This window comes from Tetragenococcus muriaticus DSM 15685 (assembly GCF_000423785.1).
In the GTDB taxonomy this organism is placed as follows: Bacteria; Bacillota; Bacilli; order Lactobacillales; family Enterococcaceae; genus Tetragenococcus; species Tetragenococcus muriaticus.
Map to the genome: position 1 here is coordinate 1 of NZ_AUIQ01000059.1, position 11,315 is coordinate 11,315.

At 37.0% G+C, this 11,315-nt stretch carries 11 protein-coding genes, 2 pseudogenes and 1 other annotated feature; of the genes and pseudogenes, 2 read left to right on the plus strand and 11 right to left on the minus strand.

The window, feature by feature from the left end; all coding sequences use genetic code 11:
• A pseudogene (locus G577_RS12480) lies at positions 1-1,801 on the minus strand (ABC transporter permease/substrate binding protein); the annotation flags it as partial.
• Entirely contained in the window at positions 1,794-3,050 is a 1,257-nt protein-coding gene (locus tag G577_RS0108590; RefSeq protein ID WP_028790848.1) for a quaternary amine ABC transporter ATP-binding protein, read from the minus strand. The gene G577_RS0108590 and the pseudogene G577_RS12480, both read right to left, overlap by 8 nt.
• Before the next feature lie 299 nt (positions 3,051-3,349).
• Here G577_RS0108590 and G577_RS0108595 point away from each other — a divergent pair, with 299 nt between their 5' ends.
• Positions 3,350-4,462, plus strand: coding sequence for an NAD(P)/FAD-dependent oxidoreductase (locus G577_RS0108595; RefSeq protein ID WP_028790849.1), 1,113 nt, complete (start codon positions 3,350-3,352; stop codon positions 4,460-4,462).
• A 52-nt stretch (positions 4,463-4,514) separates the two neighbouring features.
• On the opposite strand, the gene G577_RS0108600 is transcribed toward G577_RS0108595, so the two are convergent.
• From G577_RS0108600 to G577_RS0108635, 8 genes are all read right to left on the minus strand, one after another.
• The gene (locus tag G577_RS0108600) at positions 4,515-4,895 is read right to left on the minus strand and encodes an iron chaperone (protein WP_028790850.1); all 381 of its coding nucleotides are present in this window, start codon (positions 4,893-4,895) and stop codon (positions 4,515-4,517) included.
• A 94-nt stretch (positions 4,896-4,989) separates the two neighbouring features.
• Positions 4,990-5,826, minus strand: coding sequence for a MetQ/NlpA family ABC transporter substrate-binding protein (locus G577_RS0108605; protein ID WP_028790851.1), 837 nt, complete (start codon positions 5,824-5,826; stop codon positions 4,990-4,992).
• A gap of 83 nt (positions 5,827-5,909) precedes the next feature.
• Positions 5,910-6,144, minus strand: a binding site (T-box leader).
• A gap of 82 nt (positions 6,145-6,226) precedes the next feature.
• Positions 6,227-6,565: a hypothetical protein gene (locus tag G577_RS12485; protein WP_231556798.1), complete on the minus strand. Its 339-nt coding sequence runs from the start codon at positions 6,563-6,565 to the stop codon at positions 6,227-6,229.
• Positions 6,566-6,660: 95 nt separating this feature from the next.
• Positions 6,661-6,813: a hypothetical protein gene (locus G577_RS12490; protein ID WP_231556799.1), complete on the minus strand. Its 153-nt coding sequence runs from the start codon at positions 6,811-6,813 to the stop codon at positions 6,661-6,663.
• Between the two features lie 88 nt (positions 6,814-6,901).
• Positions 6,902-7,213 (minus strand): DUF1292 domain-containing protein, encoded by a 312-nt coding sequence (locus G577_RS0108620; protein ID WP_028790853.1) that lies wholly within the window; start codon positions 7,211-7,213, stop codon positions 6,902-6,904.
• Positions 7,214-7,242: 29 nt separating this feature from the next.
• On the minus strand, positions 7,243-7,665 hold the full coding sequence (gene ruvX / locus G577_RS0108625) for a Holliday junction resolvase RuvX (protein ID WP_028790854.1): 423 nt from the start codon (positions 7,663-7,665) through the stop codon (positions 7,243-7,245).
• Positions 7,665-7,931, minus strand: coding sequence for an IreB family regulatory phosphoprotein (locus G577_RS0108630; RefSeq protein WP_014125240.1), 267 nt, complete (start codon positions 7,929-7,931; stop codon positions 7,665-7,667). Before G577_RS0108630 ends, ruvX begins: the two co-directional genes overlap by 1 nt.
• Positions 7,932-8,149: 218 nt before the next feature.
• Entirely contained in the window at positions 8,150-8,803 is a 654-nt protein-coding gene (locus G577_RS0108635) for a redox-sensing transcriptional repressor Rex (protein WP_028790855.1), read from the minus strand.
• Positions 8,804-9,016: 213 nt separating this feature from the next.
• Here G577_RS0108635 and G577_RS0108640 point away from each other — a divergent pair, with 213 nt between their 5' ends.
• Positions 9,017-10,951 (plus strand): ABC-F family ATP-binding cassette domain-containing protein, encoded by a 1,935-nt coding sequence (locus G577_RS0108640; RefSeq protein ID WP_028790856.1) that lies wholly within the window; start codon positions 9,017-9,019, stop codon positions 10,949-10,951.
• Positions 10,952-10,958: 7 nt separating this feature from the next.
• On the opposite strand, the pseudogene G577_RS12210 reads toward G577_RS0108640, so the two are convergent.
• Positions 10,959-11,315, minus strand: a pseudogene (locus tag G577_RS12210) (IS4-like element ISTeha3 family transposase); the annotation flags it as partial.

Consider the following 11,315-nt stretch of genomic DNA (forward strand, 5'->3'; position numbering starts at 1 on the left):
TCTTGGTTATCTTCAATCCAATCACTAGCAGCTTCTTCTGGGTCAGTACCATCTTCAATTTCTAGCATTACTTCGTTGATATCATCTTCGGTCCATTCGAAGTTATCCAATATGCTATAAACCTCTGGCATGTCATCTTCTAGCCCTTCGCGAACCATTGTATGAATACTTTCAGCATCCCCCATGGTTCCTTCTGGGTCTTCAAGATATTTTAAATCGTAACGAGAGAACATCCAATGTGGCGACCAACCAGTAATCACAATTGGATCTTCATTTTGAATCGCACTACCCAATTGTGAGGTCATCGCACCACTAGAAGAAGGAGTTACTTCCCAATCAGACAAGTTATCATAAGTATCTACTGTATCTTCAGCCGCAGCAACTACACCAGCACCTGGTTCGATACCGATAATTTCTTGGTCTGGTACTTGGTCATCCAAGTCTTCAATTGAATCTACATCCATATATTCAGGTACAACAATTCCTAATTGAGCTGCGTCTGGCAAGTTTGGACCTAAGTCTTCCACTTGGTCTCCAAATTCTTCGTATTGTGCTTCGTGAGTCACTGGTAGCCAACCTGCAACCATACCATCAGATTCACCATTAGCTACTGCTTCCCACATTACAGCATTATCTAAAGGTGTGATGTTTACATTATAACCCATATCTTCTAACACTTGAGCCACAACGTTTGTAGAAGCAACTTCTGTATCCCATTCTACATAGGACAATTCAACAGTGTCACCACCGCCATTGCCGCCACCTTCTGCATCATCGCCACCGCCGTTACTACACGCGGCTAATAAAAATGCTGAACTTAATGCTAACATACCTACTAACTTCTTCTTCAAAATAAACATCCTTTCATAATTTCTATTCATTGAATAAATCACAGGCGTAAACCTGTCTCATTCTATTTTTGCTTAATCTCTAACATATTTTAATCTTCACTTGAGCTACTGCCACTGGTATTCAAATTTTGTGTAAAACGGTCCATAATAATCGCCAAGATAACGATTGCTATACCATAAACAAAACCATTACCTACTTGTGAACGTTGAACAGCGGATAATACGCCTTGTCCAAGTCCAGGGGCTCCGATCATAGAAGCAATAACAACCATGGATAGAGCAAGCATCAAGGTTTGGTTAATACCGGCAAAGATATTCCCCATAGCTAAAGGCATTTCTAACTTAAATAATTTTTGCCAAGCTGTACCACCAAAAGAATCAGAAGCCTCTACTAATTCAACAGGAACTTGACGAATTCCTAAGTTGGTCATCCGTACGGTTGGCGGTAAGGAAAAGATCACAGAAGCAAATACTCCAGGCACCATGCCGATACCAAAGAAAGCCACCGCTGGAATCAAATAAACAAAACCTGGCATGGTCTGCATGAAGTCAAGTATTGGTGTAATAATACTTTTGGCAATTTCGCTTTTTGACATCAAAATCCCTGAAGGAACACCAATAATGACCGAAATCAGACTAGAAACAATAACCAATGTAAGAGTACTCATCAAATCAGACCATAAGTCTTGATTGTAAATAAGCAATAAACCTAACAACGTAAAGGTCGGCAATTGCCATTTTTTATTGTTTAAGAAAAACGCAGCAACAGTTATGATGACAATAAACAACAAAGGATGGATCGCTGACAATCCAGTTGTCATGGCATCCATTATATTTTGTCCCAGTGTTTGTAAGAATGAGAAAAATGCTGCCCAGTGCTCAGTTAACCAGTCAACAACATTGTCTACCCATTCCGACATCGGAAGTTCATTTTGTAGAAAATCAAGCATCAGCGCTCACTCCTTCCTTATCCGCTGCTTCTTCGGTTTCAGTGGTACTCTGACTGTCATTGGCATTGGTATCTGTATCGGTCATTGCACCAATTACGCTACCACGAACCACAACACCGACAACACGATCTTCTTCATCCACAACAGCAAGAGGTGCGGCAGAGTCGTAAATCATATCAAAAATATCTGTTACCAATGTATCTTTTTCGACTTTTCGCACATTTTTCTCTAACACTTCTTTTAAAGGTGTTTCGTTTTTACGAGCATTCAAAGCTTGTTCAGCTGTCAAACTACCTTTAAGATAACGTCCTCGATCCACCGCTAGTAACATACTGATTTCTTCTTTACGCATCCGTTGCAGAGCAACATTAGGGCCATCCGCTTCTACATTAATCGTCAAAGCAGGTTCCATAATATTTTCAGCAGTTAAGACCTTAGAACGGTCAATATCTTCGGTAAACTCACGAACAAAGTCATTTGCTGGATGAGTTAAGATTTCTTCTCCAGTACCAATTTGCATAACCTCACCATCACGCATCAAAGCGATACGATCACCAATACGTAAAGCTTCGTTTAAATCGTGGGTGATAAAGATAATGGTTTTTTGTACTTTTTCTTGCAAGTCCATTAAATCATCTTGCATATCCCGGCGAATCAAAGGATCCAAAGCAGAAAACGCTTCGTACATTAATAAAATTTCTGGATCGTTAGCTAATGCCCGAGCCAAACCGACACGTTGTTGCATCCCACCAGATAATTGGTTAGGATATTGGTCTTTAACTGAAAGCAGACCAGAATTATCCAAAGCTGCTTCAGCTTTTTGACGACGTTCTTCTTTACCAACGCCACGTACTTCTAAGCCGTATTCCGTATTTTGTAAAATCGTCCTTTGCGGAAATAAACCGAAGTTTTGAAACACCATATTCAATTTCGTTCGACGAACTTCTCGTAAATCTTCTTTTGACATTTTTGAGACATCTTCGTCATCAATGTAAACTGCACCAGACGTTGGTTCAATCAAACGATTGATCATTCGTACTAAAGTAGATTTCCCACTTCCTGATAAGCCCATGATTACAAAAACTTCGCCTTCATTTACATCAAAACTGACATCATGTACCCCTACAGTTGCGCCAGTTTCTTTTAAAATATCTTGTTTTGACTTTCCGGCTTTTACCTGTTCAAGGGCTTGTTGGGTTCTTCGACCAAATATTTTGGTCAAATGTTCTATTCGAACTTTTGTACTCAAAAGTAAACACTCCCTTTTTTATATTTTTTTACCAACGCAAGTGACTATACTAAAGTAACATCAAGTTGTCATTTTGTCAAAAAAAAGTGGAATATTCTTCACACTTTCTTCTAAACTAGCTCATTCAATAAAAACACGGCATAGACAACAAAGTATCAGGCATTATTTTTTTACTGCTTTTAAAAAGAATACCATAAACCTCATTAAAAAGAAAATAACTTGTCTAATTTTTCTGAATACTTTAGAGGATTGAAAAAAGAAAAACATTGCATGATAATAACTTTAGGAGGTAAAAGCTTATGCAAAAAATAGCTATTATTGGTGGAGGTATTATTGGTATTACTCTAGCGAATTATTTAGACACAACAAAATACGATGTTACTTTATTTGATGAAGGAAAAGGCCAAGCTACAAAAGCCAGCGCGGGAATTATTTCCCCCTGGTTATCTAAACGTAGAAATAAACGCTGGTATCGTTTAGCTAAAGATGGCGCGGCATTTTTGCAAAAACTAGCTACTGATATGAATCTCTCGCAAGAGATATACGCCAAAAATGGTACTATTCTTTTACGATCAAAAGGTCTAGCAGACTTAGCTAATTTAGCAGAACAACGGAAAAAAGATGCGCCAGAAATCGGAGATATTGAACTGCTTTCTTCCTATCAAACAGCTAGTAAGCTTCCGCTATTAGCCCCACAAGAATCCTTATACGTTTCTGGAGGTGCACGACTTAACGGATTGCTTTATCTAGAATATATGAAAAAATTAGCAGTTCAAAAACAAGTAAACTTTATCAACGAAAAAGCAGTATTAAAAAGAAAAAACGATCACTGGCAAATCAGCACTCAAAATCACCAAATTTCAGCTGATAATGTCATAATAACAGCAGGTCCCAATTGCAAGCCATTATTAGAACCGCTCGGCTATCAAGTAGATCTTAGACCACAAAAAGGACAGCTCATTGTCTTTAACACGGCACAGACAGAAAGTTACCAATGGCCCGTAGCTATGCTAGATAATGAAGCAGATTTGATTCCAGCCAACAAGGGGCAAATTATTATTGGAGCAACACATGAAGATGAAGCTCAATGGGATTTACAGCCAACAAAAGAAGCTTTCGAGCGATTAACGGAGAATAGCAAAAACTTTTTACAGTTCCCTGAAAAACTTTTAAAAAACTCTTTTGGCTATCGGATCGGCACACGAGCTTATACTTCAGACTTCGCCCCTTTCTTTGGCTCTTTAGCCGATGGACCCTCCCTTTTTGTGGCTAGTGGTTTGGGTTCTTCAGGATTAACAACCGGTCCTTATATTGGTTACTTATTAGCGAACTTTTTTAATATAGGAAGCTGGCCAAAAAAGGACTATCAAAAACCTCTAAGTACTTATATTCAAGAAAGAACTACTCTATAAAAAATAGCCGGAATACTTTTAAAAAACATTCCGGCTATTTTTCAGTATTAAATTATCCTTTTGCTTTACGCCAAAAAGTTGGATAATCTTTCTTTTCGTCAAGGTTAAATCGAATGATTTCATAAAGTAATGAGTAGTTTACGGGCTCTTCCCACTTTATAGTAAAAGTACTTTTCCTTTGTTCGTAACCACAATCCTCAATTTTTTTAAAGAATTTTTTCATCCCTGCGACTTCTGGTGAGACAGCGATATGTTTTTTAGTCTTATTGAAAGAAATGATAAATGTTCCTTTATAGCTAAATATTGGCTGGTTCCATTTAAAAATCAACTGTAACTGTGGAAACTCTGTTTGAATCGTTCTTATAAGTTCGCTAAACTTTTCTTTATTTGCATCATTTTCAATCGTCGCAATATATTCTTTTAAGTCCTGCATGGGCAACTCCTTTTTATTTTATTATATCTTGATAATAGCAAAAGTATACAAAAATGCTCGTAAAACCAGTAAACTAGCTTTACGAGCATTCATTTTAAAATAATGGAACAACTGATCCTTGAAATTCCTCTTCCATATAATCTTTTGCATTATCACTTTGCATTGCATCTACTAAAGCTTCAGTAGCCGGATCATCTTCATCACCATTTCGTACAGCTATAATATTTGCATAAGTTTGTGCTGCATCAGAATCCTCTTCTTCAATATCTAATGCGTCCTCTTCTACATCAAAGTCAGCTTCTGCTGCATAATTTCCATTAATAACTGCAAGGTCTACGTCCTGTACGGTCCGAGGGATTTGAGAAGCTTCTAGTTCTGTCAGCTCTAAATCGTTAGGATTATCTTCAATATCATTAACAGTCGCTGTAATACCGCTATCCTCTGCTAATTGAATCAAGCCAGCATCCTCTAATAGCAATAAAGCTCGGGCGCCATTTGTTGCGTCATTAGGAATCGCAATTTCTGCCCCATCTTCAATATCATCAATAGATTCAGTTTGACCTGGGTATAAGCCTAATGGTTCAAAATGAATCTCAGCTGCCGAAATCAAATCGGTATCATTTTCCTCATTAAAATTATCTAAATACGGCTCGTGCTGAAAGAAATTAGCATCAAGATCACCATCAGCCAATGCTTGGTTCGGCAATACATATTCATCAAATACTTCGACTTCCAAATCATATCCTTCCTCAGCCAGATCATCTTCTACCTGATTTAAAATTTCAGCATGCGGGGTAGAACTCGCTCCTACTGTTAATGTTTCATTATCACCCTCACCAGAACCGCTATCGTCTCCAGCACAAGCAGCTAACCCAAAAACAGTTATTCCAAACACTCCGGCGTATAACGCTTTTTTCCAACTTTTTTTCATCTTCAATCTCCTCCTAATTTTTTGCACACGAACAAAAGATCCAATGTTTATTATAAAAAAAACCCTTCTACCAGAAAATCTGATAAAAGGGTGAACATTCACGGTACCACCTTATGTTATAGAAGTTTATACTTCTCTCTGCCCATCTCAAAGCAAGAAATGGCGTTCAAGATAACGATTGAACCTTTCGAAACCATCTACATATCGATGGTTTATCCTCAGAGACCATCTTCATTTCGCCTTTCATGATCTTTTTCACCTACCAAGATCTCTCTGAATAAAAAGCAACGAAATTACTCTTCTCATCTACGGAATTCTCATGTGCTTTGTTACATCGTAATTTACACTAGAAATAATACACTGTCAAGTCCCTTATAAAGTGAAGTTCTCAAACTTCACTTTATTCTCTAACTAAAGCTTGGGTGCTATATCTGAAAGAATCACCAACCATCCTCGAAACATGATCATCAAGTGCCTCTCCTTTCACTCCTTTTGCCGCAATTTTGGTAATTAAAACAGTAAGTGCCTCATCTGTGATATATACCTGTTCATTTACGGGTAAACCATTAACGATCAAATTGGTAGCTTCCTTTAGAGAAACGTTAATTTTTTCCCAACTCTTTAAATCGGCAGGTATACCGTATAAGAAAGCTCCTTCACAAACGGTCATTAATTCCTCTTTAAGCAAGCTAAGCACACAATCTAAATGTAAAATCGAAGGATGTAAACGGATCGACACCACTTTATAATCAAATGGTTCTAGTAGTTGCTTTGACCAATAAATACCATTTAATTTGTTAGCTAATCCAGAATGATCAACAAAAACAGTTCTTCCTAAAACAACGACATCACCGCCTTAGATAAACGGACCAACTTCACTATTTTCACCTTACTATTTTCTGGATCTTCAGGGAAGCAAAACTGGGACCGGGACAAAACAACGGTTTTTAAAGGCGCAAATTCACTCACGACCGTTGTTTTACTCATCAAATCCCTTCCTTATTGTTGTTTATTTACCAAGTTAAAAAAAGACCAAACTCCTATATAGCAAGAGTTTAGCCTGGTTTTAAATTTCTTATTCTTCTTCGTCAGCCATGAAAGTGTTAAATACTTCTTCAATCATGTCCCATTCTTTGTCGGTTTCAATTTGCTCTAAATCGCCTTCTGTGCCTTCTTCGTTTTCAGTATAAGCATAAGCTTGCAATTCAACTTCTTCATCTTCATCAGCACTCGCTGGGTATAATAATACATAATTGCGTCCAAATTCTTCTTGGCCGTCAATTGTAAGTAAAATTTCGTATAGCGTTTCATTGCCTTCTTCATCAACTAAAGTAATTTGTTCATGCTCATTATGATCGTGATCATGATCATGTGTATGTTCTGACATTTATTTTATTCTCCTCTTTTATATCTTTCTTAATTTGCTGCAGAATCTAAATAGTTCTGCAAAATAACTACAGCTGCTAATTTATCAATCACTTTTTTTCTTTTCTTTCTAGACGTATCTGCTTGCTCAACTAGCATCCGTTCAGCCTGCACGGTAGTCAAACGTTCATCTTGATAAACTACTGGCAGCTGATACTGTTCTTTTAACTTTGTTCCATATTCTATTGAAGCTTCCGCTCTAAATCCGATAGAGTTATTCATATTTTTGGGTAGACCCACAACAAACTGTTCAATCTCATATTGATCAACCAATTCCTTTAAACGGGTAAAGCCAAACTCGCCTTCTTCTTCATTGATTGGTATAATTTCAATGCCTTGAGCTGTCCAACCTAACGGGTCACTGATTGCTATACCAACGGTTTTTGAACCTACATCTAATCCCATACTACGCATTATAAATTGACTCCATGATTTTCTAAATAAAAGCGAATTAAAACTTCTAATACTTCATCACGTTCATGACGACGAATCAAATTACGCGCGTCGCGATAACGCGGAATGTACGCTGGGTCTCCTGACAACAAATACCCTACAATTTGATTAATTGGGTTGTAGCCCTTTTCTTCAAGCGCACGGTATACAATCGCAAGTGTTTCGCTAACTTCTTTTTTACGACTGTCGTCAAAATCAAAACGTACCGTTTCGTCTTTATACCCCATTCACTTGACACCTCTTTCTCCTAATTGTTCCCTTATTCTCTTTTCTATTGTACTAAACAAATTGGGAAACTACAAACATCTATTGTCCATCTTCTAACAATATAACGAAAAAATATGATAATTCTGTGAATTTTTAGAATTTTTAAAACCTACATGTAAGTCGAAAAAAGTCCTGTCTCTTCTTATTTATTAAAAGAAAAGAGCAAGACTTCAAATAACTATTCTTCTGAGGATAAATCGAAACGATCATTACTATTTAAAAAATAAATCAGTGTTTGTAACTCGTTGGTTAAGTCCACATTTTGAATTAAAACATTGGACGGTGCTGAAATACGTGCTGGCGTGAAATTCAAAATTCCTTTAATACCAGCTTCAACTAAATGATTAACCACGTCCTGCGCATTAGATGCCGGTACGGTCAAAATGGCGATTTCGATGCGTTGAATTTCAATTTGTTCTACCATATCAGACATTGGATATACAGGGATGCCATCAACGATCCGACCTACAATGTCTTGATTAACATCAAATGCTGCACTCACCCGGATACTGTTACTTTGATGAAATTTATATTTTAACAAAGCACTACCTAGATTTCCTACACCGACTAAGGCAACATTGGTCATTTCATCGTCACTTAAAGTTTTAGCAAAAAATTGCATTAAGCTTTCTACGTCATAACCATAGCCGCGCTTACCTAATTCGCCAAAATAAGAAAAGTCACGACGTATCGTCGCACTATCGACTTGGACGGCTTCACTTAACTCAGTTGAGGAAACCTTTGCCTTTCCAGCATCGTTTAAAATTCGTAAATAACGGTAATACAAAGGTAACCGTTTTGCAGTTGCTTTGGGAATACTATTTTCTTTCACTTTCTAGCCCTCCATATTGTGAAAAATTCACTTATAACATGTAGTATCATAACAGATAAAAACGAAAAAAAGCAATTTGATTGCTCAGATTGTTGCAAAATTTTTCAAAAGCGATAAAAAGCGCGATTTGCTCTATCTTTCGAACGTTAATAAATTATGATACACTATCATTTACGGATACATAAAATCAAGGAAAACTAAGGCGAGGATATTATGATTTTATTACAGGCAAACCAAATTGCTCGACGATTTGGAGCAGAAACTTTATTCGAAAATATACAATTAGAGATTAGTAGTCAAGCACGTATCGGCTTAGTGGGCCGAAACGGTGCAGGAAAGTCTACTTTATTAAAAATCATTGCCGGCATTGAAGAACCCGATCAGGGAACAATGACTAAAACGAAAAATGTCACTTTGGGATATTTAGCTCAAGATACAGGCTTAGATTCTACAAAGACTGTATGGGAAGAAATGCTTGAAGCTTTTTTTGAGGTACGCCAAATTGAAAAACGTATGCATGAATTAGAAATCCAGATTAGTCAAATATCTCCTGAAGATAAAGATTATGAAGCAACCCTCACCCAATACGATCGTCTACAACAAGAGTTCATCGAAAAAAACGGTTACGGATATGAAAATGAAATGCGTGCAGTTTTGCATGGCTTTCAATTTGATGAGTCTTTTTACGAAAAACCAACCAACACTCTTTCCGGAGGACAAAAAACACGATTAGCTTTAGCTAAAAAACTTTTACAAAGACCTGATATTCTAATCTTAGACGAGCCCACCAATCATTTAGATATAAAAACACTTAATTGGTTAGAAGGTTACCTACAAAATTATCGTGGAGCCTTATTAATTGTTTCCCACGACCGGTACTTCTTAGACAAAGTTGTTACTGAAACCTATGAAATTAGTCGAAGTGAAATGCAACATTTCAAAGGAAACTATAGCCGTTACTTAGAACTAAAAGAACAACAATTAGCGAGCCAGTGGAAAGCTTATGAAAAGCAACAAGCTGAAATTAGTAAATTAGAAGATTTTATAGCTAAAAATATCGTTCGCGCTTCGACTACTAAACGGGCCCAGAGTCGAAGAAAACAATTAGAAAAAATAGAAAAAATGGAACGTCCCCAAGGGAAAGAGAAATCAGCAAACTTTTTATTTCATATAACCAAAACTTCAGGAAATATTGTGTTTCACTTAGAAAATGGCGCTATCGGCTATGATAGTCACATTGTATCTGAACCTATTGATTTAGACATCAAACGACAAGAAGCGATTGCTCTAATAGGACCTAACGGTATTGGTAAATCGACCTTGTTAAAATCAATAATTGGTGAAATTCCTTTTGTTAAAGGAGAAGAACACTTTGGAACGAACGTAACGACTGATTATTATGACCAAGGACAAGAAGAATTAAACCAAAATAAAACGATTTTAGCTGAATTGTGGGACGAACATCCCACAACTCCTGAAGTCGATATTCGCCGAATGTTAGGCAGCTTCTTATTTTCTGGAGAAGACGTAGATAAATCCATTTCCCAGCTAAGCGGTGGTGAAAAAGCGCGTGTATCTTTAGCCAAACTAGCCATGGAGCAAAAAAACTTTTTAGTTTTAGACGAGCCAACGAATCATTTAGATATTGATAATAAAGAAGTTCTAGAAAACGCTTTGATCGATTATAAAGGAACTCTTTTTTTCGTTTCTCATGATCGCTATTTTATCAACCGAATTGCGACTAAGATCGTCGAACTATCAGAAGATGGAACGCGTCTTTATTTAGGCGATTATGACTATTATCTAGAAAAAAAGCAAGAAGAAGAAGAGTTAGCTGAATATGAAAAAGAAGAAGAACCCCAAGAAAAAACAATATCTGCTGGTAAAAAAAATTTTGTGCAATCAAAAGAGCAGCAAAAACAAATACGCTCCTTGCAACGAAAAGTGACCCAAATTGAAGAACAGTTAACCACGACAGAAGAAAAAATAAAACAAATTGAAAGCAAAATGACCGATTCAGAAAATTTGGACGATCCTGTAAAATTAAACGAATTAGATCAAGAGTTACAAAATACAAGACAGCAACAAGAAGAACTTACTGAAGAATGGGAAAATGTTAGTCTACAACTAGAAGAACTGGAAAACTAATAATAACTCAAGTTTCGCACACCAAATTCGGTAGATAAGCCTTGATATAATTGGGCAGCGTATCGATCCAGAGCTGCAGTTGACTTTCAATGAAGTCTTGTAGTTTATGACTCGCTTTTTCACTGACTGCTTGCAAAATGTCCATTAGTTCTAATAAAGCCACCGACCAGTCAAGTTCTTTTATTTGGTCAGCAAGTTCATAAAATAAGCCGCCTAAGGTCCGCTCGTCATTGGCACAGCGTTGTTGCCAACTTAATAAGATGTAGCGCGTGAACACAATGGTGGTATGACAAATCAAGGCTTGATAATTGCGCGTTTGGGTTTCTTGTGACAAATGAAGGAGAGATTTGGAAACTTTAAAGAA